The organism is Streptomyces hokutonensis, from assembly GCF_000376565.1.
GTDB classification, from domain to species: Bacteria; Actinomycetota; Actinomycetes; order Streptomycetales; family Streptomycetaceae; genus Streptomyces; species Streptomyces hokutonensis.
This window is the reverse complement of the sequence record NZ_BARG01000062.1, coordinates 79854-103353: the sequence shown is the minus strand read 5'-3', so window position 1 is coordinate 103353 and position 23500 is coordinate 79854. Positions and strand designations below refer to the sequence as shown.

At 70.8% G+C, this 23500-nt stretch carries 20 protein-coding genes and 1 pseudogene; 12 read left to right on the top strand and 9 right to left on the bottom strand.

Features of this window, described 5'->3' with window-relative positions; translation table 11 throughout:
- Nucleotides 1-14: 14 nt before the first annotated feature.
- A complete protein-coding gene (locus tag SSP08S_RS36740; RefSeq protein ID WP_019072642.1) occupies nucleotides 15-827 on the bottom strand; it encodes an N-formylglutamate amidohydrolase in 813 nt (270 codons plus the stop codon).
- 83 nt (nucleotides 828-910) lie between these two features.
- Here SSP08S_RS36740 and SSP08S_RS36735 point away from each other — a divergent pair, with 83 nt between their 5' ends.
- A complete protein-coding gene (locus SSP08S_RS36735; protein ID WP_019072641.1) occupies nucleotides 911-1252 on the top strand; it encodes a DUF5713 family protein in 342 nt (113 codons plus the stop codon).
- An 88-nt stretch (nucleotides 1253-1340) separates the two neighbouring features.
- On the opposite strand, the gene SSP08S_RS36730 is transcribed toward SSP08S_RS36735, so the two are convergent.
- Complete coding sequence (locus tag SSP08S_RS36730; RefSeq protein ID WP_019072640.1) at nucleotides 1341-3560, bottom strand: NADP-dependent isocitrate dehydrogenase; 2220 nt, start codon at nucleotides 3558-3560, stop codon at nucleotides 1341-1343.
- Nucleotides 3561-3770: 210 nt separating this feature from the next.
- Here SSP08S_RS36730 and SSP08S_RS36725 point away from each other — a divergent pair, with 210 nt between their 5' ends.
- A complete protein-coding gene (locus tag SSP08S_RS36725; RefSeq protein ID WP_043259938.1) occupies nucleotides 3771-5327 on the top strand; it encodes a M1 family metallopeptidase in 1557 nt (518 codons plus the stop codon).
- A gap of 18 nt (nucleotides 5328-5345) precedes the next feature.
- Here SSP08S_RS36725 and SSP08S_RS36720 read toward each other — a convergent pair whose 3' ends face one another.
- Nucleotides 5346-6443, bottom strand: coding sequence for a mechanosensitive ion channel family protein (locus SSP08S_RS36720; RefSeq protein WP_019072638.1), 1098 nt, complete (start codon nucleotides 6441-6443; stop codon nucleotides 5346-5348).
- A 387-nt stretch (nucleotides 6444-6830) separates the two neighbouring features.
- On the opposite strand from SSP08S_RS36720, the gene SSP08S_RS36715 reads away from it, so the two are divergent.
- From SSP08S_RS36715 to SSP08S_RS36685, 7 genes and pseudogenes are all read left to right on the top strand, one after another.
- A complete protein-coding gene (locus SSP08S_RS36715) occupies nucleotides 6831-8270 on the top strand; it encodes an FGGY family carbohydrate kinase (RefSeq protein WP_019072637.1) in 1440 nt (479 codons plus the stop codon).
- Entirely contained in the window at nucleotides 8267-9670 is a 1404-nt protein-coding gene (locus SSP08S_RS36710) for an FAD-dependent oxidoreductase (protein ID WP_019072636.1), read from the top strand. The genes SSP08S_RS36715 and SSP08S_RS36710 overlap by 4 nt, the downstream gene beginning before the upstream one ends.
- A pseudogene (locus SSP08S_RS56595) lies at nucleotides 9667-10617 on the top strand (NAD(P)/FAD-dependent oxidoreductase); the annotation flags it as partial. The gene SSP08S_RS36710 and the pseudogene SSP08S_RS56595, both read left to right, overlap by 4 nt.
- 98 nt (nucleotides 10618-10715) lie before the next feature.
- Entirely contained in the window at nucleotides 10716-11885 is a 1170-nt protein-coding gene (locus SSP08S_RS36700) for a low temperature requirement protein A (protein ID WP_019072634.1), read from the top strand.
- Between the two features lie 130 nt (nucleotides 11886-12015).
- Nucleotides 12016-13212: an MFS transporter gene (locus SSP08S_RS36695; RefSeq protein WP_019072633.1), complete on the top strand. Its 1197-nt coding sequence runs from the start codon at nucleotides 12016-12018 to the stop codon at nucleotides 13210-13212.
- A gap of 22 nt (nucleotides 13213-13234) precedes the next feature.
- Complete coding sequence (locus tag SSP08S_RS36690) at nucleotides 13235-13609, top strand: nuclear transport factor 2 family protein (RefSeq protein ID WP_019072632.1); 375 nt, start codon at nucleotides 13235-13237, stop codon at nucleotides 13607-13609.
- 131 nt (nucleotides 13610-13740) lie between these two features.
- Complete coding sequence (locus SSP08S_RS36685; RefSeq protein ID WP_019072631.1) at nucleotides 13741-15330, top strand: FAD-binding oxidoreductase; 1590 nt, start codon at nucleotides 13741-13743, stop codon at nucleotides 15328-15330.
- A gap of 67 nt (nucleotides 15331-15397) precedes the next feature.
- Here the strand turns inward: SSP08S_RS36685 and SSP08S_RS36680 are convergent, their stop codons facing one another.
- The 6 genes from SSP08S_RS36680 to SSP08S_RS36655 are packed head-to-tail and all read right to left on the bottom strand — an operon-like array spanning nucleotide 15398 to nucleotide 20005.
- Nucleotides 15398-16234, bottom strand: a complete 837-nt coding sequence (locus tag SSP08S_RS36680) for an SDR family NAD(P)-dependent oxidoreductase (protein WP_019072630.1) — start codon at nucleotides 16232-16234, stop codon at nucleotides 15398-15400.
- A 17-nt stretch (nucleotides 16235-16251) separates the two neighbouring features.
- On the bottom strand, nucleotides 16252-16698 hold the full coding sequence (locus SSP08S_RS36675) for a VOC family protein (protein WP_019072629.1): 447 nt from the start codon (nucleotides 16696-16698) through the stop codon (nucleotides 16252-16254).
- Nucleotides 16699-16703: 5 nt separating this feature from the next.
- Complete coding sequence (locus SSP08S_RS36670; RefSeq protein WP_019072628.1) at nucleotides 16704-17075, bottom strand: nuclear transport factor 2 family protein; 372 nt, start codon at nucleotides 17073-17075, stop codon at nucleotides 16704-16706.
- Nucleotides 17076-17116: 41 nt separating this feature from the next.
- Nucleotides 17117-17935, bottom strand: a complete 819-nt coding sequence (locus tag SSP08S_RS36665) for an ester cyclase (protein ID WP_019072627.1) — start codon at nucleotides 17933-17935, stop codon at nucleotides 17117-17119.
- A gap of 10 nt (nucleotides 17936-17945) precedes the next feature.
- Nucleotides 17946-19565 carry a GMC family oxidoreductase gene (locus tag SSP08S_RS36660; protein WP_019072626.1) on the bottom strand — a complete coding sequence of 540 codons (1620 nt, stop codon included), beginning with the start codon at nucleotides 19563-19565 and terminating at the stop codon, nucleotides 17946-17948.
- A 26-nt stretch (nucleotides 19566-19591) separates the two neighbouring features.
- Entirely contained in the window at nucleotides 19592-20005 is a 414-nt protein-coding gene (locus tag SSP08S_RS36655; protein ID WP_019072625.1) for a nuclear transport factor 2 family protein, read from the bottom strand.
- A gap of 318 nt (nucleotides 20006-20323) precedes the next feature.
- Here SSP08S_RS36655 and SSP08S_RS36650 point away from each other — a divergent pair, with 318 nt between their 5' ends.
- Genes SSP08S_RS36650 through SSP08S_RS36640 form a run of 3 tightly spaced genes read left to right on the top strand, consistent with a single transcriptional unit; the run spans nucleotide 20324 to nucleotide 23489 of the window.
- Nucleotides 20324-21163: a type 1 glutamine amidotransferase domain-containing protein gene (locus SSP08S_RS36650; protein WP_019072624.1), complete on the top strand. Its 840-nt coding sequence runs from the start codon at nucleotides 20324-20326 to the stop codon at nucleotides 21161-21163.
- Between the two features lie 50 nt (nucleotides 21164-21213).
- A complete protein-coding gene (locus SSP08S_RS36645) occupies nucleotides 21214-22890 on the top strand; it encodes a thiamine pyrophosphate-binding protein (protein WP_026179144.1) in 1677 nt (558 codons plus the stop codon).
- 5 nt (nucleotides 22891-22895) lie between these two features.
- On the top strand, nucleotides 22896-23489 hold the full coding sequence (locus SSP08S_RS36640) for a DJ-1/PfpI family protein (protein WP_019072622.1): 594 nt from the start codon (nucleotides 22896-22898) through the stop codon (nucleotides 23487-23489).
- Nucleotides 23490-23500 lie beyond the last annotated feature (11 nt).

Sequence of the window (23500 nt, the reverse complement as noted above, 5' to 3'; positions counted from 1 at the left end):
CTCCAGCCGGAGGGTCAGCCCGATACGGCGGCCACGAGCGCCGCCAGCGCGGAAGCCAGCCGGGCGACCGAGAGGCCGTCGGGCGGCCCGCCGGGCTCCGTCATGTACGTGTCCCGGCGCAGCTCCACCATCAGCGCTCCTACGGCCGGTTCCTTGCCGTAGAACTCCAGCGGCACGTAGGTCCCGATGAACGGGCTGTTGACGCCGATCTCCCCGCACCCCGCGAACGCCTCGCGCGCCGCCGCCAGCAGCGCGGGCGGGGTGTGGAAGGAGTCCGTGCCCAGGCAGACGGGCGGCCGGGGGCCGGTGCCGTGCAGTTCGTAGGGGAGCGGGGCGGTGGGGTATGAGTGCAGGTCGACCACGACGGCCCGGCCGGTCGCGGCCAGCCGGTCGGCTACGGCCTCCGTCATGGCGCGGGCGTACGGGCGGAAGTAGCGGCCGATCAGCGGCTCGGGGTCGTGCTCGGCGAGCCGCAGCTCGGCGCGGTGCGTGGTGCGGGTGTAGACCGCGCCCATGCCCACGGCGAGCATCTCCTCCCGCTCGTCCGGGAACCGCTCGGGATCCACGACCAGCCGCGACAGCCGGTTCACGAACCGCCACGGGGCGAGGGCACACGCGCGTGCCGCCTCCTCGGCGATCCGGGCGGTGTGGCTGTCGGTGATGTGGTCCAGTTCGCGAGCCAGCGACGGGTCGTCCAGCACGATGTCCGCGCGGACCTCGGCCGGTATCTCCCGCGCGGAATGCGGGACATGAAGGATCACGGGCGACTCGGCGGCACCGGGCAGCAACTCGAAGGACGGCGCGGAGGACGGCGCGGAGAGGGACACGGGCGGCTCCCGGGGCGTTGTCAGTGGCGTGGTGCAGGATCAAGGTATCGGCAGCGACGATCACGGACCGGGGGAGCACCACCATGCCTGTCAGCAACCAGCAGATCACCGAGCACGCGTTCCTGCGCGGGCTGTACCGGGACGACTACTACCCCGACCCCGTGGTGGACCTCGGCAAGGCGATCCTGCTGCGACTGTGCGAGCGCATCGAGACCGAGCGGCCCGCAGACCTGCCCGCGCTGTACGCGCTGACCGAGGTCGCCACCGAGGAGTTCAACGCGCTGCAGGACGACTTCGAGGCGGCCGGCAGCGAGATCGAGACCGTGGCGCGCGAAGAGATAGCCGAGGACTTCTGGTTCGTGGCCAAGGCGTACGGCTACGCGGACGCGGACGTGGAGGAGCTGATCGCCGTACGGGACTGGTGACCGGGGGACTGCCGCGCTGTCGCGTGGGGACGCGGCCGCCCCGGCCAGGAGGAACCCGGCCGGGGCGGAGTGACTCGGAGGGCCCGGGTCAGCTCAGCGAGGCAAGTGCCTCGTTCCACGTCGTCGACGGGCGCATGACCTTCGCGGCCTTGGCCGGGTCGGGCTGGTAGTAGCCGCCGATGTCGGCCGGGTGACCCTGGACCGCGAGGAGCTCCTCGATGATCGTCTGCTCGGCGCCCGCGAGGGTCTCGGCGAGAGAGGCGAAGGCCTTCGCGAGGTCCGCGTCCTCGGTCTGCGCGGCCAGTTCCTGCGCCCAGTACAGGGAGAGGAAGAAGTGGCTGCCGCGGTTGTCGATGCCGCCGACGCGACGGGTCGGGGACTTGTCCTCGTTGAGGAAGGTCGCCGTCGCGCGGTCGAGGGTGTCGGCGAGGACCTTGGCACGGGCGTTGCCGGTGAACGTCGCGTACTGCTCCAGGGAGGGGACCAGCGCGAAGAACTCACCGAGCGAGTCCCAGCGCAGGTAGTCCTCCTTGACCAGCTGCTGCACGTGCTTCGGCGCGGAGCCGCCGGCACCGGTCTCGAAGAGGCCGCCGCCCGCCATCAGCGGGACGACCGACAGCATCTTGGCGCTGGTGCCCAGCTCCAGGATGGGGAAGAGGTCGGTCAGGTAGTCGCGGAGCACGTTGCCGGTCACCGAGATGGTGTCCTCGCCGCGGCGGATGCGCTCCACCGACAGCTTGGTCGCCTCGACCGGGGCGAGGACACGGATGTCCAGACCCTCGGTGTCGTGCTCCGGCAGGTACGCCTCGACCTTCTTGATCAGCTGGGCGTCGTGCGCGCGGGTCTCGTCCAGCCAGAACACCGCCGGGCTGCCGGTGGCACGCGCACGCGTGACGGCCAGCTTCACCCAGTCCTTGATCGGGGCGTCCTTGGTCTGGCAGGCGCGGAAGATGTCACCCTTGGCGACCGGCTGCTCCAGGACGACGTTGCCGGCCTGGTCGACGAGGCGGACCGTACCGGCGGCCCGGACCTCGAAGGTCTTGTCGTGGGAGCCGTACTCCTCGGCCTTCTGCGCCATCAGACCGACGTTGGGCACCGAGCCCATGGTCGAGGGGTCGTAGGCGCCGTGGGCGCGGCAGTCGTCCAGGACGGCCTGGTAGACGCCGGAGTAGGAGGAGTCCGGGAGCACCGCGAGGGTGTCCGCCTCCGCGCCGTCCGGGCCCCACATGTGGCCGGAGGTGCGGATCATGGCCGGCATCGAGGCGTCGACGATCACGTCGGACGGCACGTGCAGGTTGGTGATGCCCTTGTCGGAGTCGACCATCGCGAGCGCGGGGCCCTCGGCGATCTCCGCGTCGAAGGAGGCCTTGATCGCGTCGCCCTCGGGCAGCGCGGCGAGGCCCTTGAGGATGCCGCCGAGACCGTCGTTCGGGGAGAGACCGGCCGCGGCGAGCGTGGCGCCGTACTGCTCGAAGGTCTTCGGGAAGAAGGCGCGGACCACGTGGCCGAAGATGATCGGGTCGGAGACCTTCATCATCGTGGCCTTCAGGTGCACCGAGAAGAGGATGTCCTCGGCCTTGGCGCGGGCGATCTGCGCGGTGAGGAACTCGCGCAGCTCGGCGACGTGCAGCACGGAGGCGTCGACGACCTCGTCCTTCTGGACGGGTACGGACTCGCGCAGCACGGTGGTGGTGCCGTCCTCGGCGACCAGCTCGATGCGCAGCGCACCGGCCTCGGCGATCGTCGCGGACTTCTCGGTGGAGCGGAAGTCGTTCTCGCCCATGGTGGCGACATTGGTCTTGGAGTCCGAGGACCAGGCGCCCATGCGGTGCGGGTGGGTCTTGGCGTAGTTCTTGACCGAGGCGGGGGCGCGCCGGTCGGAGTTGCCCTCGCGCAGGACCGGGTTCACCGCGGAGCCCTTGACCTTGTCGTAGCGGGACTGGATGTCCCGCTCCTCGTCGGTCTTCGGGTCGTCCGGGTAGTTCGGCAGCGCGTAGCCCTGCGCCTGCAGCTCGGCCACCGCGGCCTTGAGCTGCGGGATGGACGCCGAGATGTTCGGCAGCTTGATGATGTTGGCCTCGGGCGTCTTCGCCAGTTCGCCCAGCTCGTGCAGGGCGTCCGGGATCCGCTGGTCCTCGGTGAGGTACTCCGGGAACACGGCGATGATGCGCCCGGCCAGCGAGATGTCCCGCGTGGTCACGGCGACACCCGCCTGCGAGGCGTACGCCTGGACCACCGGCAGGAAGGAATACGTCGCCAGGGCCGGGGCCTCGTCAGTGTGCGTATAGATGATGGTCGAGTCAGTCACCGGTGCTCCGCTCCACGTCTGCAACATTGCTCGACATCAAGATATCTCGTGATGGGATCCCGCTCGACAGCGGTCCGTCCGCACTGCGCGAACACCAGTCCGTCGATCAAGGGCAACCGACCGACCGGTTCGGCAGTCAGTAAGGAACGGATCACCTTCACTGACCGACGGCCGGAGCTGACCACCCGGCCGCCCGAGCGAGAGCGGATCATGAGAAATCGCACCAGAGTGACGGCCCCGCTGGCCGCCCTGATAGGTACGGCAACAGCACTGACCACGGGTTCCCCGGCCTTCGCGGCCGGACGGGGGAACGACGACACGACGACTGCGCGGGGGTACGGCGAAGAGGGCGGCGAGACCCTCGGCGACCCGGTGTACCCGAGCCTCGGCAACGACGGCTACCGCGTCCGCTCCTACGACCTCGACCTCGCCTACGACGCGACGACGAAGCTCGTCGACGGCACGGTCACGATGGAACTGCGCACCACCGAGGCCCTGGCCCGGTTCTCCCTCGACTCGCTCGGCCTCGACATCCACGAGGTCCGCGTCCAGGGCCGCAGAGCCGACTTCGAGCAGGCCGGCGAGAAGCTGCGGATCACGCCCGCCCGGACGCTCCCGGCGAAGGCCCGGGTCACCGTCTGCGTGGAGTACTCCGCCGACCCGAGCCGCGCCGCCGCGCCCACCGGCGGCTGGGTCGTCACCCCCGACGGCTTCGCGGTGTGCGGCCAGCCGAACCTGGCGCACACCGTCTTCCCCTGCAACGACCACCCCAGCGACAAGGCCGACTTCACGTTCCGCGTCACCGTCCCGGACGGGCTGCGCGGGGTCGCGAACGGTCAACTGGTGTGCACCGAGCGGCTGGACGGCGACCGGACCGCGTTCAGCTACCGCTCGCGCTCGCCGATGGCCACCGAACTGGTGCAGATCACGGTCGGCGACTACGTCGTCAAGGAGCGCAGCGGCCCGCACGGCCTGCCGCTGCGGGACATCGTGCCGACCGCCCGCGCCGCCGCCCTGGAACCGGCGCTCGCGCTGACGCCGGGCCTGGTGGACTGGCTGGAGCAGCGGCTCGGGGCGTTCCCGTTCGAGACGTACGGACTGCTGCCCTGCAACTCCGACAGCCCGACCGCCTTTGATTTCACGGGACTCGAGACCCAGACCCTCACCCTGTACAAGCCGAACTTCCTGCTCCAGGTGGAGAGCAAGATCGGCTCGCACATGATGCACGAACTGGTCCACTCCTGGTTCGGCAACAGCGTCAGCCCCGCCACCTGGGCCGACCTGTGGCTCAACGAGGGCCACGCCGACTTCTACGGGCTGCTCTACCGCTACGAGCGCGGCTGGCCCGACTCCCTCGGGCTGACCACGATGGAAGCCCGCATGAAGGACACCTACGCGCGCGGCGACCAGTGGCGGCACGACTCGGGCCCGGTCGCCGCCCCCAACGCGGTCAACCTCTTCGACAACCAGCGCTACCTGGGTGGCGTCCTTGTCCTGTACGCCTTGCGGGAGTTGATAGGCGAGGACACCTTCCACGCCGTGGAGCGCGCGTTCCTCGCCCGGTACCGCGACTCCTCGGCGACGACGGAGGACTACATCGCCGTCGCGTCGAGGGTCTCCGGCCAGGACCTGTCCGGCTTCCTGAGGGACTGGCTCTACGGTACGACGACGCCGCGCATGCCCGGTCACCCGGACTGGACGGTGACGCCGGTCAAGCAGTCGCTCACCGCCCCGCGGCACTACCGTGACAACTCGGCGACGCTCTGAGGGAGTTGACCGGCCAGGTCAGTCGAGCCGGGCGGAGGAGACTTCGCCCGGCTCGTCCTCCGGGACCCGCTGCTGAGGTATGGCGATCGTGCCCTGCTGCAAGGCCACGGTCCGCGTCGGCGCCGGGATCCGGATGCCCTCCGCCCGATACCGCTTGTGCAGGCGCTTGATGAACTCGTGCTTGATGCGGAACTGGTCGCTGAACTCGCCGACGCCCAGGATCACCGTGAAGCCGATCCGGGAGTCGCCGAACGTGTGGAAACGGATGGCCGGTTCGTGCTCCGGGATCGCACCGGTGATGTCGGTCATGACCTCGGCGATGACCTCCATGGTCACCTTCTCGACATGCTCCAGGTCGCTGTCGTAGCCGACGCCCACCTGGACCAGGATCGTCAACTGCTGCTCGGGACGCATGAAGTTGGTCATGTTCGTCTTGGCGAGCTGGCCGTTCGGTATGACGACGAGGTTGTTGGAGAGCGCCCTGACCGTCGTCTGACGCCAGTTGATGTCCTCGACGTATCCCTCCTCGCCGCTGCTCAGCCGGATGTAGTCGCCGGGCTGCACGGTCTTCGAGGCGAGGATGTGGATGCCGGCGAAGAGGTTGGCGAGGGTGTCCTGCAGCGCGAGCGCGACGGCGAGACCGCCGACGCCCAGGGCGGTGAGCATCGGCGCTATCGAGATGCCGAGCGTCTGGAGCATCACCAGGAAGCCGATGGCCAGGACCAGTATCCGGGTGATGTTGACGAAGATCGTGGCCGAACCGGCGACACCGGAACGGGAGTTGGTGACCGCCCGGACCAGACCGGCGATCACCCGGGCCGCCGACACCGTCACGGCGAGGATGACCAGCACCCGGAGGGTCTGGTTGACCTGGTGCTGGACCGTGTGCGTCAGCGGCAGCACCGCCCCCGCGACCGCCGCGCCACCGGCGATCGCCGACCACGGCACCACGGTCCGCAGTGCGTCGACGATCACGTCGTCGCCGCTCCAGCGGGTGCGGTCGGCGTGCTTGCCGAGCCAGCGCAGCAGTACGCGCAGCAGAAAGGCCGCCAACAGGCCCGAGGCCAGGGCGATTCCGGCCAGCATGAAGTCGTCCAGGGTCGGCGTGCGGTTCATCGGTCACCTCCGGGGAGCGAAGCTGCGGCGGAGAGGGCCGCCGACGGCCGGATGTGAAGTGTCGTCACGTTGCCACCTGCTCGAATTGCGGGCATTGCCGGTATTGCGCTCGCACCGGCCGGGACGGACCCGCACACCGGCGCGACCGCTCATCCTGCCGTATCCGGACGGGGAGTTCGTACCCGGTGTGAGGCTGTGAGCATGGGTTTCGGACGGTGCCCGTACCACCGTCGAGCGCGGTAATGCCCACGTTCCGCATCACCCCCCGCTTCCTCGTCCTCCCCAACTCCACAGATATATCCGCGAGTTGACTGAAGATCAGAAATGCTTGACGTGGTGTGCGGAGCGGCGGCAGGCTGTCGGGCGTTGATCTACGGGAGGGGTGGTATGACGGGTCCGGTACTCGCCGTCGACCAGGGAACATCCGGTACGAAGGCCCTGGTGATCTGTCCCGAACGCGGCGTGATCGGCACCGGGTTCGTCTCGGTGGGGAACCGCCGGCTGCCGGGCGGCCTGGTCGAGGCCGACCCCGAGCAACTGTACGAGTCGGTGATCGTCGCCGGGCGCCGCGCGCTCGCCGAGGCCGACGAACCCGTGACGGCGCTGGGCCTCGCCAACCAGGGCGAGACCGTGCTCGCCTGGGACCCCGACACCGGTATGCCGTTGACCGACGCGCTGGTGTGGCAGGACCGGCGTGCGGAGAGCGTCTGTGCCGAACTCGCCGAGCACGCCGACGAGTTACGCGCACTGACCGGCCTGCCGCTCGACCCGTACTTCGCCGCCCCCAAGATGGCCTGGATCCGCCGCCACCTCACCCGCGAGGGCATGGTCACCACCAGCGACTCCTGGCTGGTGCACCGCCTCACCGGCACCCATGTCACCGACGCCGCGACCGCAGGCCGTACCCAACTCCTCGACCTGGACAAAGCCGCCTGGTCGCCCCGCGCCCTCGACCTCTACGGACTCCTGGACGAACGCCTCCCGGGCGTCGTCGACTGCGCCCGACCCATCGGTACGACCACCGCGTTCGGCGCGGAGATCCCCCTCACCGGACTCGCCGTGGACCAGCAGGCGTCCCTTCTGGCCCAGCGGATCACCGCCCCCGGCGGCGCCAAGTGCACTTACGGCACAGGGGCGTTCCTGCTCGCCCACACCGGCGACACACCCCGGCGGGGGGACTCGGGCCTGGTGAGCTGCGTGGCCTGGCGGCTGGACGGGCGGACCAGCTACTGCCTCGACGGGCAGGTGTACACGGCCGCGTCCGCCGTACGGTGGCTCTCCGACCTCGGCATCATCACCGGCCCCGCCGACCTCGACCGCGTCGGCGGCACCGTCCCCGACAGCGGCGGCGTCACCTTCGTCCCCGCCCTCGCCGGACTGGCCGCCCCCTGGTGGCGCGGAGACCTCCGCGGCTCCCTCACCGGACTCGGCCTCGACACCACGGCCGGACACCTGGTGCACGCCCTGTGCGAGGGTCTCGCCGCACAGGTCGTCGAACTCGCCGAAGCCGCCGCCACCGACCTCGGCGCACCCCTCGACGTGCTGCGCGTCGACGGCGGCCTCACCCGCTCGGCCCTGCTCATGCAGACCCAGGCCGACCTGCTGCAACGCCCCGTCGAGGTGTCCGTACTGCCCGACGCGACCGCTCTCGGCGCGGGCGCGCTGGCCCGCCTCGGCGCCGAGCCCGGACTGGCCCTCGCCGACGTACTGCCCGACGGAAAACCCTCCGCCGTCTACGAGCCCCGGATCGGCCCCGACCAGGCGGCCGAACGCCTCGCCGCCTTCCGGGCCGAGGTCACCGCCCTGCTCGACCGCACCCCCGTATGACCGTCACGGCCAACGGCCCGCTGCCGTCACGGAGTTACGACGTGGCGGTGGTCGGGGCGGGAGTGGTCGGCTGCGCGATCGCCCGCGAACTGGCCCGCCACCCGAACCTGCGCGTCGCGCTCGTCGAGGCCCAGGACGACGTCGGCCAGGGCACCTCCAAGGCCAACACCGCGATCCTGCACACCGGCTTCGACGCGGTACCGGGCTCCCTCGAAGCACGCCTCGTCCGCGAGGGCGCCCGCCAACTCACCGCCTACGCAGGGGAGTCGGGCATCCCCGTCGAGCCGGTGGGCGCGCTGCTCGTCGCCTGGGACGAGGAACAGCTCGCCGCGCTCCCGCACTTGGCGGAGAAAGCCGTACGCAACGAATACGCGGACGCACGCATCGTCGAGCCGCCCGAACTCTACGCACGCGAACCCCACCTCGGCCCGGGCGCGCTCGGCGCCCTGCACGTGCCCGGCGAGAGCATCGTCTGCCCCTGGACGACGACACTGGCGTACGCCACCCAGGCGGTCCGGCACGGAGTCGATCTGCACCTCAACTCCCGTGTGGAGCAGGCGAGTCGGCAGGACGGCGGCCATGTCCTCACCACCACCCGGGGCACCCTGCGCGCCCGGTACCTCGTCAACGCCGCCGGACTGCACGCCGACACCCTCGACCGCCTGCTCGGCCACCACGACTTCACCGTGACCCCGCGCCGTGGCCAGCTGATCGTCTTCGACAAGCTCGCCCGCGACCTGCTCCGCCACATCCTCCTGCCCGTCCCCACCGCACTCGGCAAGGGTGTTCTGGTCACCCCGACCGTCTACGGCAACCTGCTGCTCGGGCCCACCGCCGAGGACCTGGACGACAAGCGGGCGACCGGCTCGACCGCCGAAGGGCTCGCCCTGCTGCGGGAGAAGGGCGCCCGCGTCCTGCCCGCGCTGCTCGACGAGGAGATCACCACCGTCTACGCCGGACTGCGCGCCGCCACCGAGTACGACGACTACCGCATCACCGCGCATCCCGGGCAGGCGTACGTCACGGTCGGCGGCATCCGCTCCACCGGCCTGACCGCGTCCCTTGCCATCGCCGCCCATGTCACCGCGCTGCTCGCCGACACAGGCCTGGACCTGGGTCCTGCCGTCGACCTCGAACCCGTCCGCATGCCGAACCTCGGCGAGGCCTTCCCCCGCCCCTACCAACGGGCCGAACTCATCGCCGCCGACCCGGAGTACGGCACCATCGTCTGCCACTGCGAGCGCGTGACGCGCGGCGAGATACGGGACGCGCTGGCAAGTACGGTTCCGCCGCTCGGCCTCGACGGACTGCGTCGGCGCACGCGGGCCCGGGCGGGCCGCTGCCAGGGCTTCTACTGCGGGGCGGCCGTACGGGAGTTGTTCGAAGGAGCCGGGGCGTGACCGGCCCACCCCGCGACGTCGACGTCCTGATCGTCGGCGCGGGCCCCGCCGGACTCGCCGCCGCCGCGCGGCTCGCCGCTCCCGGAGTCGCCCGCGTCGAGGTCCTGGACCGGGAACAGCAGGCCGGGGGAGTGCCCCGGCACTGCCACCACGGTGGCTTCGGCACCTGGACGCATCCGCTCACCGGGCCCGCGTACGCCCGCCTGCTCCTCGGCGCCGCCGTGCGGGCCGGAGCCGTAGTCCGCACAGGGGTCACCGCCCTCGACTGGGCGGGGCCGCTGGCCCTCAACACCCTTGGCCCGCATGGGCTGGAGACCATCCGAGCGGCGGCCGTCGTCCTCGCCACAGGTGCCCGTGAAAGGCCCCGCGCCGCCCGCCTCGTGTCGGGCACCCGGCCCGACGGGGTGTACACCACCGGCGAGTTGCAGCAGGCGGTGCATCTGTACCGGCAGCGGATCGGCACCCGGGTGGTCGTGGTCGGTGCCGAGGACGTCTCCTACGCGGCGGCCGACACCGTACGGGCAGCCGGAGCCGAACTCGTCGCCATGGTCACCGAGTTGGACCGCTCGCAGACGACGACCGCCCGCGCCCAGTACGCCCGCCTGCGACACCGCGTCCCACTCCTCACCGACACCACGGTCACCGAACTCCTCGGCCACGGACGGCTGTCCGGCGTGCGCGTCCGGCACCGGGACGGCCGTACCGTCCAACTCGCCTGCGACACGGTCGTGTTCACCGGTGACTTCGTGCCCGACCACGAACTCGCCAGGCGTGGCGGGCTCGATCTGGCCCCCGACACCCGGGGCCCCGCCGTCGACGGGACCCTGCACACCTCGCGGCCCGGTGTGTTCGCGGCCGGCGGTGTGCTGCACCCCGGGGAGCGCGCGGCCACCGCCACCCGAGAGGGCAGCCAGGTCGCCACCGCCGTAAGGGAGTTGCTCGAAGGACCCCGGAGTTTCCACGGCAAGCGGCCCGACTTGCCGCAGTAGGCGGCCGTTTCTCACATCCCCCGCCCGCTGGGTCCCGCCCGTGCGCCGATACGACGATGACCGACGCAACCGCGACAACGACCGTCCCGGCCGTTCAGGTGCGCGACCGGGCCACCTGGGCGGAGCTCTTCTTCGATCTGGTCCTCGCGTTCGGCGTGGGCCAGATCGCGCACCTGCTCTCCGGACACCCCAGCTGGCCCGTCCTCGGACAGTGTCTGCTCGTGCTCGTCCCGCTCTGGTGGGCCTGGGTGGACGTCGTCATGGCGATGAACGCCGTCCACGAGACCAATCTCCAACGCGTGTTCCTCCTGATGACCGCACTCGCCGTCTACGGCATGGCGGTTGCCGCGCCACAAGCGCTCGTCGACCGCGAACAGGCCCTGCTCTACGCGGGCAGTTACCTCGCGCTGCGCCTGCTCATCGGCGAGGCCATCCGCAGAGAGTGCGCTCTCTACACCATCCACCCCTACCGTGCCGGACTCGCCTTCGCGCTCGTACTGTTCGCCGCCGCCACCCTCCCCGCCCCCTGGCGCGAGGTGTGCTGGGCGTTCGCGGTGGTCGCCGAACTGGCGGCGCCCGTGCTGCTCAGCGGCCATCTGCGGCGACTGGCCTTCGGCGTCAACCACCTCCCGGAACGCTTCGGGCTGTTCATCATCATCGCCCTCGGCGAGAACATCTTCTCCGTCGGCGCCGGAGTCGCCAAGGGCCCCCTCGACCCGGTCAGCCTGACCGCGCTCGTCCTCGCCTTCCTCATCGGCTGCGCCCTGTGGTGGCTCTACTTCCACCTCGCCGCCTCGGCCGTCGCCCACGCCCTGCGCACCCACCCCACCCCCGCCGTCGTCGTCCGCGACGTCCTCAGCTACGGCCATCTCGCCCTGGTCGCGGGCCTGTTGCTGGTCTCCGTCGGCGCCGTACGCACCGTGCACGACCCGCTGCGGGCCCCGCACTCCGGAGCTGCCGGACTGCTGCCCGTAGGCGCGGCCCTGATCCTGCTGACGTTCTGCTACACGCGCCGCCGGATGTTCGGCGCCGCGTCCGCCACCCGCTTCTACTGCGGACTGGTCCTCCTGGCCGCCGCCGTCGTGGCGCCCCTGGTGCCGGCCCTCGCCGTGCTGGCCCTCACCACCGTGCTGCTCCTGCTGGTCAACGGCGTCGAGCACTGGCTGATCAGTACCGACCGGAGCGTGCCGCTGGTGCTGCGTTCACGGTCCTTCGACGCGACCTGACGTAGTGCGGGGACGGACCTCGGGCAGTGCCGCCGGCCTCCTCGCGACGCGCGCGAGGGTCCGCCTGGCCTTCCTACGGTCGCCGTATGCAACTTTCCCGTTCGGAACGTTCGGAAGAGGAGGTGGCGTGATGCCGTCCCGCAACGCCTTACCGGCCTTGCTGTCGCTGTCACTCGGCTACTTCAGCCTGGGGACGATCTCGCTGGCGGTCGTCGGCCTGAACGGTCCGATCGGGGACGACCTGCACGTCCAGCCCGCCTCCGTGGGCATCCTCGTCACCGTCTTCGCGCTGACCTTCGCGGTCTGCGCGCCCACCGCCCCCATCCTGCTGCGCCGGTGGAACCGCAAGCGCGTCCTCCTCGTCGGCATCGGGCTGCTCACCGTGGGCGCCGCACTCGGTGCCGTGGCGCCCAACTACGGCTTCCTGACGGTCACTCGGGTCCTCGCCGCGATGGGCGCCGCCGTCTTCGGCCCCGGCGCCTCGGCGGCCGGGGCGCTCATCGTCCCGGCCGAGCGCCGGCAGCGGGCGCTGGCCACCGTGTTCGGCGGGATGACGGCCGCCGCCGTGCTCGGTGTGCCGCTGGCGTCCTTCCTCGGCGGCAGCCTCGGCTGGCGCCCGGCGCTGCTCGGCGTGGCCGCGCTCTCCGCGATCGCCTTCGTGACGGTGTTCGTGTTCGTCCCCGAGATCCCCGCCGGCGAACCGCCCACCCTGCGCGCCTACCGCGGCGCGCTGGGCACCCCCGCGACCGTGGCCACCGTCTCGACGACCCTGCTCTTCATGGCCGCCCAGTTCACCGTCTACGGCATCGCGGGCGCCTACCTCAAGGACCGCTTCGACGCGTCTTCCGGGCTGATCTCCGTGACCCTGCTCGCCTTCGGCGTCATCGGCGTCGCGGGCAACGCGACGGCACCGAGGATCGCCGAACGGCTCGGTGGGGACCGGACCGTGGGCCTCGCCGTCATCGGACTCGCCGCGGGCTTCGCCCTGTTGCTGGTCGCCCCGCACTCCCACGCCGGGCTGGTGTTCTTCGCGTTCTGGGCCTTCTTCAGCCAGCTCTACCAGGCCCCGCAGCAGGCCCGGCTGGTCGAACTCGTGCCCCTGCAACCGGGGTTGATCCTCGCCCTGAACGCCGCCGCGCTCTACCTCGGGATGAGCCTCGGCAGCTTCATCGGCAGCTCGCTGCTGCCCGGCGTGGGCGCGGGCCCCATCCCGGCCGCGGCCCTGGGAGTCCTCGTCCTCGCCGCGCTGGCCCATGTGCTGTCCGTCCGGCAGGCCTCGGCGGCGGCGTCCGCCGAGCAGCCCGCCACACCTGTACACATCAGTTAGTTCAGTCAGTCAAGGAGAACTCATGAGCAGCCACCAGGTGCACTTCGTCAGCGAATACCTGGAGACCGTCTGGAACCAGGGGCAGACCGACCTGGCCGACAAGTACCTGGCCGCGGACCTCATCCAGCACAACCCGAACCTGCCCGACGGACGGGAGCCGCTGGTCGAGTTCATCAAGGGCTTCCGCAAGCAGCTTCCCGACGCGCGGTTCGAGATCAAGCGCGCGGCGAGCTCCGGCGAACTGGTCTTCGTGCACACCCACTTCCGCGCCACCGCGACGGACCGGGGTTCGGTGGTCGTGGAGATCTTCCGGCTCGAAGGCGGACTGATCGTCGAGCACTGGGACGTCCGCGACGAGATCCCGGAGACCACGGTCAGCGGACACGACGTCGTCTGACGCCCCCTCAACTCCTGCCGCCCAGAAGGCTCCCGGCCTCCTGGGCGGCAGTTTTTCGTCCAGCCACCAGAAGAAGGTCCTCCAGCCAGAAGAAGGAGACAGCAGTGACACGAAAACAACCCGACCGAAGCATGTCCGCCGGCCTCACCCGGCGCGGACTCCTCGGCACCGCCACCGCCGCGGGGATCACTGCGGCCGTGGTCCCCACCCGCGCCCTCGCCACGGACAACAGCACCCCCGGCGCGGTCATCGTCAACGCGGCCGACTCCCGCTATCTCGACCTCACCTCCCGCGGCTACAACGCGAGATTCACCGCCGCCCCCGACTCGATACGCCTCGTCCACACCACCGCCCAGGTGGTGTCCGTCGTCCAGGAGGCGGTCGACGCCGGCAAACGCATCGGCGTGCGCGGCGGCGGGCACTGCCTCGACGGACTCGTCGACGACCCGGACGTACGGACACTCGTCGACATGTCGGAGATGGACGCGGTCCACTACGACCCCGCCCGCCGCGCCTTCATGGTCGAGGGCGGCGCCACGCTGGGCCACGTCTACCGCACCCTGTACCTGGAGTGGGGCGTGTCCCTGCCCGGCGGCACCTGCCCGACGGTCGGCGTCGGCGGCCATGTCACCGGCGGCGGCTACGGCGCGATGTGCCGCCAGTACGGTGCCGTCGTCGACCACCTCTACGCCGTGGAGGTCGTCGTGGTCGACGCCTCCGGCACCGCCCGTGCCGTGGTCGCCACCCGCGAGGCCGGCGACCCGCACCGCGACCTGTGGTGGGCCCACACGGGCGGTGGCGGAGGCACCTTCGGCATCGTCACCCGCTACTGGTTCCGCGCCCCCGACGCCACCGGCACCGACCCCTCGACCCTCCTGCCCAGACCCCCGAAGACCCTTCTGAAGTCGACGGTCGCCATCAAGTGGACCGACCTGACGGAGGCCGCCTTCACCGCGCTCATCGCGAACCACGGCACCTGGCACGCCCGCAATAGCGTCGCCGGCTCCTCGTACGACAGCCTGCACAGCGTCCTGATCCTCTACAACCGCATCCAGGGCAGCCTCGTCCTCAACACCCAGATGGACGGCACCCGTTCGGACGCATCCGCCCTCCTCGACGCCTACGTCACGGCGGTGGTCGGAGGCATCGGCGTCCCGTACACGGACGGCCGCTCCTCCTGGCCCTGGCTGAAGACGACCCTCAAAGACCCCTACGACACCGGCCTCTACAACCGCACCAAGTCCAAGGGCGCCTATCTGCGCCAGGGTTGGTCACCCGCACAGGCCAGGACGCTCTACGGCTACCTCTCCGACGCCGCCTACGACGGGCACGCCGGCATCCTGCTCTACTCCTACGGCGGCAAGGTCAACACGGTCTCGTCCACCGCCACCGCACTCGCCCAGCGGGACTCGATCCTGAAGGCCAACTTCACGACGTACTGGCCCGATCCGACGCAGGACGACCGGCACGTGGCCTGGATGCGCGCCCTCTACCGCGACCTGTACGCGGACACCGGCGGAGTGCCGGTACCGAACGACACCAACGACGGCTCGTACATCAACTACCCCGACACCGACCTCACCGACCCGGCCTGGAACACCTCCGGCGTGCCCTGGCAGACGCTCTACTTCAAGGGCAACCTCGCCAAGTTGCGCCAGGTGAAAGCCACTTGGGACCCGGGCAACGTGTTCCACCACAAGCTGTCCGTCACCGCGAACTAGCACCGGCACACCACGAAGCCCCCGCCTCGCGTGCACGAGGCGGGGGCTCGGTGCTGCCGTGGGCCGCTCAGCCGCTCAGGTCGGCCGGGAAGGTCACCCCGGTCAACGACTCGCTCAGCGCGCGCAGTTGGGCGCGGGCCTTCTCGTCGTAGGCCTGGGCGCCCGCCCGGGAGCGCTGGGTGCGGTTGAAGTAGGTGCCCGTGACGTCGTCGAGGGCCGGGTCGGTGATCAGGCGCAGGGTGCTGTGCACACCCTCCGCGACCGTGGACTGCGGGGTGAACAGGTTCACCACCATCTTCGTCGGCATGTACGACGCGGGGTGCAGGGCGTTGGCCGTCACCCCGGTGCCGCGCAGCCGCTCCGCCAGGTCGATGGTGAGGCTGATCTGGGCCAGCTTCGCCTGGCAGTAGGCCTGCACGCCGTCCCAGTGCCGCTCCAGCATCACATCGCGGAAGTCGATCGGCGCCTGGCCCGCGGAGCTGACGTTGATGATGCGGGCCGGGGCCGAGCGCACCAGCAGGGGCGCCAGCCGGCAGCTGAGCATGTAGGCCGCCAAGTAGTCGACCTGGAAGGTGAGTTCCAGGCCGTCCTGGCTCTCGTGGCGCACCAGCTCGACCCCGATGCCGGCGTTGTTCACCAGCGCGTCGAGCCGGTCGTGCGTGGCGAGGATCCGGTCGGCCAGCTTGCGGATGTCCTCCAGCGAGGAGAAATCGGCCAGCTCGTAGCTGAGCCGGTCGTTGCCGGTGGACGCGCGCAGTTCGGCCAGCAGCTCCGCGCCCTTGGCCGCGTTGCGGCCGTGCAGGATCAACGACGCCCCCTGCGCGGCGAGTTCACGGGCCAGCTCACGGCCCATGCCGTCGGTGGCGCCGGTGAGGAGGATGGTCTGGTCGGGGACGGGCCTCATGGTGGTGCACTCTCCTGTCAGGCGTACGTGGCCAGTTCGTCGGTGGTCTGATCGGTGTAGCCCTGGCTGACCTCCAGCACGATGCCGTCCGGGTCGGACACCCACACCGTCTTCCAGCCGGGGATGAACTCGTCGAAGGTCAACGGGCCGAGCAGCGGCTCCAGTTCGCCCCCGGCGGCGGCGAGGAACGCGTCCACGTCGTCGACCTGGAACGCGAGATGCCGTGCCGTGCCGGGGTTGGCCGGGCCGTCCTTCGCCGTGGTGAACAGGGCGTCCGCGTCGGTCGCGAACAGCTCCAGGTAGACGGGGCCGTTGCGCAGGAACACCACGCGGACCCCGTCGGCCTCCACCACCCGGGCCCGGGCGAACCCGAAGTGCCGGGTGTAGAAGTCCTCCGTGGCCTTCTGGTCACGGCAGTTGAGGCCGACGTGCGACCAGCGCAGGCCGGCCGGAGCGGTCGTCATAGCGCTCACTTCCCGGTGACCGCGGCGAACGGCACACTGTCGTGGAAGTTCGCGAAGTAGGTGATGAGACCGCCGGTGACGCGGAAGTAGTTGCACACCTTGGCCTCGACGGTGATGCCGTCGTGGGTGGTGCCGGTGATGTCGGAGACCACCGCGGCCTGCTCGCCGTCCACGACCACGTGCCGGGGCACGTTGGCGAAGGAGGCGTACATCTCCGGGAAGCCCTTCATCATCTCGCGGAGGGTCTCGCGGCCCTCGACGTGTCCGGCCAGCTGTTCGTCCATGGTCTGGTCGATGGCGAACAGGTCGCACCAGGCGTCCCACTCACCGGAGTTGGCCAGCCGGTAGTACGTGTCGACCACTTCTCGGGTGTTCATGCGCCCGTCCTTTCCGGTTGCTGTCTGGGGTGCGGGAACGGTCAGGGGAGCGGCACGCCGACCTGGCGCATCAGGCCCGCGGTGTCGGCCTGCACCCAGCGCTCGACGACCTTGCCGTCCTCCAGCCGGTAGACCTCCAGGCTGGTCCAGGAGACCTCCTTGCCGGTCGGCTCCTGGCCGAAGAACGGCGCGATGTGCCGGCCGTGGAAGGTGATGTGCATGATCACCTTGTCCGGCGAGGCGGGGTAGAGCGCGTCGAGGTGCACGCTGAAGTCGAGCCCGTCGTAGGCGCCCTGGATGATGCCCTTCAGCTCCTCCAGGCTCTCGCAGCTCCACGCCGGGTTGTTGTCGTGGAACGTCGGCCCGAACAGGTCGTCGAGGGCGTCCAGTCGGCGCTGGTTGACGGCGTCGCTGACCTGCTGGACGACGGCCAGGTTCGAGGCGTCGGAGGAGATCTGCTCGCGCAGCCCGAGCATGTCGTCCTGCGCCCACCGCTCCACGAACAGGCCGTCCTCGACCCGCCAGATCTCGGTGGTGGACCACTCGACCTTGCGGCCCGTGGCCGGGAAGCCGAGCAGCTCGCCGAGGTGTGTGCCGGTCAGCTTGACCCGGGTCAGGACCCGGTCCTCGCCGAGCGCCGACAGCTCCTCCAACTCGCCCTTCAGATCCAGGGTGTTGTAGGCCCCGCGCAGCGCCTCCAGATAGGAGTCGAGGCCGTTGATGTCGAACCCGGGGTGGTGGTCGGTGAAGCCGGCGGCGATGACCCGGGGCATCTCCGCCTGGTCACCGGCGTTGAACGCGTCGAGGAAACGCCGGTACAGCTTCAGGTTCTCCTGCTGGGACTGGTCGAGGTCGGACATGGTGCATCCCCTAGCTCAAGTGGACGTCGGACAGGGACGGTTCGGAGAGAGCCGGGACGGCGGCCGCGCGGACGAACGCCGCCGCGCGCTCGCCGATCATGACGCTCGGCGCGTGCGTGTTGCCGGCGGTGATCGACGGCATCACCGACGCGTCCGCGACCCGCAGCCCGGCGATGCCGTGCACCCGCAGCTCGGGGTCCGTGACGGCGTCCGCGCCCGTGCCCATGCGGCAGGTGCCGGCCGGGTGCCACAGGGTGGTCGCGTTGGTGGCGACGTACCGGCGCAGCTCGGCGGGCCCGGTGATGTCCTTGCCGGGGCCCAGCTCGTCGCCGCGGAACGCGTCGAAGGCGCGGGTGGAAGCCAGCTCGCGCGCCAACTCCACGCCCCGCACCAGGACTTCGAGGTCGGCGGTGGAGGTGAGGTAACCGGCGCTGACGACGGCGTTGGACTCCGGATCGGCGTCGCGCAGCCGCACCCGGCCCCGGCTCTGCGGCCGCAGCGCGATCGGTGCGAAGGTGAAGCCGGGACCCTCCCACTGGTCGGCGGGGGCGTCGGCCGGCAGGAACTTGATGGGACCGAAGGTGAATTGGAGGTCGGGGGCGTCCTCAGGACCGGCCTCGCGGGTGTGGGTGAACAGCCCCGCCTCGGACAGCAGCGCCCCGTCCGGGTGCTCCTGGAGCGACTGGTAGCAGACGGGCGTGAACAGGTGGTCCTGAAGTCCGGCGCCGACCCCCGGCAGGTCCTGGACACAGCGGATGCCGTGCTCCCGCAGGTGCGCGGCCGGACCGATGCCGGAGAGCATGAGCAGCTTCGGCGTCTCGAACGCCCCGGCGGACACGATGACTTCGCTCTCGGCGCGCAACTGCCGCCGCTCGCCGTCCTGGACGTACTCGACGCCCGTGACCCGAGTCCCGTCCAGCAGCAGCCGGGTGACCAGGGTGTCCGTCAGCACGGTCAGGTTGGAACGGTCCAGGGCCGGTCGCAGATAGGCGTCGGCGGTGCTGCACCGGCGGCCCGCGTCGTCGCGGAACGTCTGGTACAGGAAGCCGAAGCCCTCCTGCCGGGCGCCGTTGTAGTCCCCGTCGGCGTCCGCGGCGTACCCGAGCTCACCGGCGCCTGCCACGAACGCCCGCGCGATGGGGGAGGGTTGGTCGAGCTGCCGCACCCGGACGGGACCGCCCGCGCCGCGGAACTCGTCGGCGCCGCCCGAGTAGTCCTCGGCCAGCCGGAAGAACGGCAGGACCTCGTCGTACGACCAACCGGTCGCGCCCTCGGCGACCCAGCGGGTGTAGTCGTGGCGGCTGCCGCGCACCCACATCAGGGCGTTGACGGAACTGCAGCCGCCGACGACCTTGCCACGGGCCACGGGGACCCGTCGGCCCTCCATGCCCGCCTCGGACTCGGTGACGTAGCCCCAGTCGATCTCGCTCCGCCACTCGGCGGTGAGCAGCGAGAGGACCGAGGCCGCGTCGGCCCGGTGGATCTCGGGGCGCTCGTCCCAGCCGCCCGCCTCCAGCAGGACCACGGTCGTCGAGGGATCCTCGCTCAGGCGGGCCGCGACCGCGCAGCCGGCCGAGCCGGCGCCGACGACGATGTAATCGGCCCCGAGGGGCAGCGACTTCGACGGCATGACAGCCTCCAAAAGGTGACGGGAAATCAGATCGCGGCCGGCTCGCCGACCCGGTAGTCGACGATCAGCGGGCGGGCGCCCGGCGTGGACCGCTCCAACTGCCACTTCTGGTTGATCCGGAAGGACGAGACGGACCCGTCGGCGGTCGACTTGGCGGTCCACACCACCGTGACGTCGACGTCGATCCGGGTGCCCTCCTCGTGCGTGGTGACCTTCTCCACGGTGTGGCTCTGGTCGGTGTAGGCCTCGCCGACGGCCGTGTACCAGTCGAGGAAGTCCGCGTGGCTGTACAGGGTCCGCTCCGGGAAGGCCATCACCAGGCCCTTGTCGGTGACGAAGGGCAGCAGCTCCTCGACCGGCGCGTGCGCGCTCAGCAGGTCGTACCAGCGCTGCACGAACTCGGCGATCTCCCGGTCGGAGCCGGTCTGTTCGCTCGGCATGTGTGTCTCCGCTCATCGGGGTTCCGCTCCCGGGGGCCGGAAGCGGCACGGGTCCGATGACCCCACATCCGCGCCCGCCCGGTCCGCTCGTGCGCGCGGACCGGCCGCACTGTGCGAAGTCGCGGCCCGAGCTGCGGCAACTCCCGCCGTGCGCCGGTGGGTTCACGCGACGAGGACCGATGGCCACAACATGCCGTAGTGCGTTCGGCCACTTGAGGATGTGCCGCGACCGGGGCGCCCCCGGCGGCCGGGGCGAACGGCCCCGACGTAGACAGGAATCCGCCAGTTGGCACCGTCCCGCCGAACGGGAGGAACCCCATGAGCAGGCGCATTCTGGTCGTCCTGTCCGAACACGGTTACTGGGGCGAGGAGTTGATCGGCCCCCTGGAGACCTTCGACCAGGCCGGCTACCACCTCACCTTCGCCACCCCCACCGGCAAGCGCCCGCAGGCGCTGCCGCCGAGCATGGACCCCGAGTACATCGACCCGCCGCTCGGCCGCTCCGTCACCACCCCCGAGACCGCCGCCAAGGTGCGCAAGGTCGAGGACTCCGACCGGCTCGACAACCCGCTCGACCTGTCGTCCTGGCTGCCCGACCGGCCCTACCGGTCCAAGCCGTACTTCCTGCGCGACTGGGAGGCCTACAACACCCGCCTGGAGCAGGTGCGTTCACAGATCGCCGACCGCTACGACGCGCTGCTGATCGTCGGCGGCAGCGGACCGATCGTCGACCTCGCCAACAACTGGCGGGTCCACGACCTGATCCTCGCCTTCCACGCCCTGGACCGGCCGATCGCCGCCGAGTGCTACGGCGTCGCCTGCCTCGCCTTCGCCCGCGACCAGGAGACCCGCGAGTCCCTCATCCGCGGCAAGCACGTCACCGGGCACTGCATCGAGTACGACTACAAGGACGGCACCGGGTTCATCGGCACCGACTTCGTCATGGGGCCGCCGCCGTACCCGCTGGAGTACATCCTGCGCGACGCCACCGCACCCGGCGGCGCCTACCACGGGAACTTCGGCAAGGAGACCTCCGTCATCGTCGACTACCCGTTCATCACGGGCCGTTCGACGCCCGACTCCTACCTGACCGGACAGAAGACCGTCGAGGTCCTCGAACAGGGCCTGCGGCAGTGGGGGTTCAGGACGACCGCCTGACCCAGGCGACCGTCTCACGCTCCTTCGCCCCGACGAGAGGTGAGCACACGATGGACAGCAGGCCCGCGCGGATCGCGCTGCTCGAACAACTGCAGGCCGAAGGGGTCCGGTTCATGTTCGGCAACCCCGGCACGGTCGAGCAGGGGTTCCTCGACGAACTGCGCTCCTTCCCCTCGATCCAGTACATCCTGGCCCTCCAGGAGTGCACGGCCGTCGGCATGGCCGACGGCTACGCACGCGCCACCCGCACCCCGGCGGTCCTGCAACTCCACTCCGGAGTAGGGCTCGGCAACGGCATCGGCATGCTCTACCAGGCGATGCGCGGCCACGCCCCGATCGTCACCCTGGTCGGCGAGGCCGGGCTGCGCTACGACAGCATGGACGCGCAGATGGCCGCCGACCTGGTCGGTATGGCCAAACCGGTGACCAAATGGGCCACCCGCGTGGTCGACCCCGACTCCACGCTGCGGGTGCTGCGCCGCGCCTTCAAGGTCGCCGCGACCCCGCCGTACGGTCCGGTACTGGTCGTGCTGCCCGCCGACGTCATGGACCACGACACCACCGAGGCGGTGGCGCCCGTCTCCTACCCGGAGACCCGCAGCCTGCCCGCCCCCGACACCGTGGCGAGGGCCGCCGCGCTGCTCGCCGACGCCCGCAACCCGCTCGTCATCGCCGGCGACGGCGTCCACTTCGCGGGCGCCCAGGCCGAGTTGGGGCGGCTGGCCGAGGTGTGGGGCGCCGATGTGTACGGCGCGGACTGGGCCGAGGTCAACCTGTCCGTCGAACACCCCGCCTACGCGGGCCAGTTGGGCCACATGTTCGGCGACCAGAGCCGGAAGATCACCGGCGCGGCCGACGGTGTCCTCATCGTGGGCACTTATGTGCTGCCCGAGGTGTACCCGGCGCTCGACGGCGTCTTCGGGGCCGGTGTCCCGGTCGTGCACATCGACCTCGACTCCGGCGCGATCGCCAAGAACCACCCCGTCGACCTCGGCATCGTCGCCGACCCGAAGGCCACTCTCGGCCTGCTCGCCGACGCGCTCGGCCGGGAGATGGGCCTCGGGCGGCGGACGGCGGCGGTCGAGCGGCTGCGCCGGCACGCCGCGCAGCGCTCGGCCGCGCTCGCGGCGGCCGACGCGCGGGAGGAGGCGACGGCGACTGCCCTTGAGCTGCCCACCATCGCCCTCGCCCAGGAGTTCGCGCGCCGGCTGCCGTCGGACGCGATCCTGTTCGACGAGGCGCTGACGGCGTCCCCGGAGCTCTTCCGCAGGCTGGCGCCGATCGTGCCGGGCCAGTGGATGGCGACCCGCGGCGGCTCCCTGGGCGTCGGCATTCCCGGCGCGCTGGGCGCCCAACTCGCCCACCCCGACCGCACGGTGGTCGGCTTCACCGGCGACGGCGGCAGCATGTACACCTTCCAGGCGCTGTGGACGGCGGCCCGCTACGGCCTCCCCACCAAGTTCGTCATCTGCAACAACGGCCGCTACAAGCTCCTGGAGGACAACATCGAGGAGTACTGGCGCGACCAGCACATCCCCGCCCACGAACAGCCCGAGATCTTCGACCTGAGCAGCCCGGCCGTCGACTTCGTCTCCCTCGCCGGCTCGCTCGGCGTGGCCGCCGTACGGGTCGAGAAGCCCGGGCAGGCCGAGGAGGCGGTCGCGCAGGCGCTCGCCCACCGCGGGCCGTTCCTCATCGACCTGGTGACCGCCAAGGGGAAGGGGTAGCCGCCGTGCGACTGTCCGGTCACAAGATCGCCGTCCTGATGGAGAGCGACTTCTACGAGCCCGAGATCCTCTACTACCGCTACCGCTTCCCCGAGGAGGGAGCCGAAGTCCACTTCCTGTCCCGCCTGTGGGGCAACGAGGAGATGACCTTCCAGGGGCACGAGCACCGTATGCCCTTCGAGGTCAACGAGTCCTTCGAGGACCTCGACGAGTTCGCGCTGAAGGAGTACTCGGCGGTGATCGTCCCCTCCGGGATGGTCGCCGACCGGCTGCGCTACACCGAGGACCCCCAACTCCTGCCGCCCGCCTCCCAGTTCCTGCGCCGCGCGTTCGCCGACCCGGCGATCGTCAAGGGCATCATCTGCCACGGCATGTGGCTCGCCGCACCCGTGCAGGGCCTGATGCACGGCCGGCGCGCGGTGGTCCACAACAACCTGCTGGGCGACCTGCGCAACATGGGCGGCGAGTACGTCGACCAGGACGTCGTCATCCACGACGACCTGGTCACCGGCCGCACCGGCAACCACTGCCACCTCTTCGCACGGACCATCATCGACCTGCTCGCATCCCGTACGCCGGCCCCGACCGGGCTCCGCTGACGGGATCCGAC

Excerpts from the sequence above, each read along its gene's own strand:
- SSP08S_RS36735 (WP_019072641.1), top strand. The coding sequence starts at position 911 with ATGCCTGTCAGCAACCAGCAGATCACCGAGCACGCGTTCCTGCGCGGG.
- SSP08S_RS36725 (WP_043259938.1), top strand. The coding sequence starts at position 3,771 with ATGAGAAATCGCACCAGAGTGACGGCCCCGCTGGCCGCCCTGATAGGT.
- SSP08S_RS36720 (WP_019072638.1), bottom strand. The coding sequence starts at position 6,443 with ATGAACCGCACGCCGACCCTGGACGACTTCATGCTGGCCGGAATCGCC.
- SSP08S_RS36715 (WP_019072637.1), top strand. The coding sequence starts at position 6,831 with ATGACGGGTCCGGTACTCGCCGTCGACCAGGGAACATCCGGTACGAAG.
- SSP08S_RS36710 (WP_019072636.1), top strand. The coding sequence starts at position 8,267 with ATGACCGTCACGGCCAACGGCCCGCTGCCGTCACGGAGTTACGACGTG.
- SSP08S_RS36700 (WP_019072634.1), top strand. The coding sequence starts at position 10,716 with ATGACCGACGCAACCGCGACAACGACCGTCCCGGCCGTTCAGGTGCGC.
- SSP08S_RS36695 (WP_019072633.1), top strand. The coding sequence starts at position 12,016 with ATGCCGTCCCGCAACGCCTTACCGGCCTTGCTGTCGCTGTCACTCGGC.
- SSP08S_RS36690 (WP_019072632.1), top strand. The coding sequence starts at position 13,235 with ATGAGCAGCCACCAGGTGCACTTCGTCAGCGAATACCTGGAGACCGTC.
- SSP08S_RS36685 (WP_019072631.1), top strand. The coding sequence starts at position 13,741 with ATGTCCGCCGGCCTCACCCGGCGCGGACTCCTCGGCACCGCCACCGCC.
- SSP08S_RS36680 (WP_019072630.1), bottom strand. The coding sequence starts at position 16,234 with ATGAGGCCCGTCCCCGACCAGACCATCCTCCTCACCGGCGCCACCGAC.
- SSP08S_RS36675 (WP_019072629.1), bottom strand. The coding sequence starts at position 16,698 with ATGACGACCGCTCCGGCCGGCCTGCGCTGGTCGCACGTCGGCCTCAAC.
- SSP08S_RS36670 (WP_019072628.1), bottom strand. The coding sequence starts at position 17,075 with ATGAACACCCGAGAAGTGGTCGACACGTACTACCGGCTGGCCAACTCC.
- SSP08S_RS36665 (WP_019072627.1), bottom strand. The coding sequence starts at position 17,935 with ATGTCCGACCTCGACCAGTCCCAGCAGGAGAACCTGAAGCTGTACCGG.
- SSP08S_RS36660 (WP_019072626.1), bottom strand. The coding sequence starts at position 19,565 with ATGCCGTCGAAGTCGCTGCCCCTCGGGGCCGATTACATCGTCGTCGGC.
- SSP08S_RS36655 (WP_019072625.1), bottom strand. The coding sequence starts at position 20,005 with ATGCCGAGCGAACAGACCGGCTCCGACCGGGAGATCGCCGAGTTCGTG.
- SSP08S_RS36650 (WP_019072624.1), top strand. The coding sequence starts at position 20,324 with ATGAGCAGGCGCATTCTGGTCGTCCTGTCCGAACACGGTTACTGGGGC.
- SSP08S_RS36645 (WP_026179144.1), top strand. The coding sequence starts at position 21,214 with ATGGACAGCAGGCCCGCGCGGATCGCGCTGCTCGAACAACTGCAGGCC.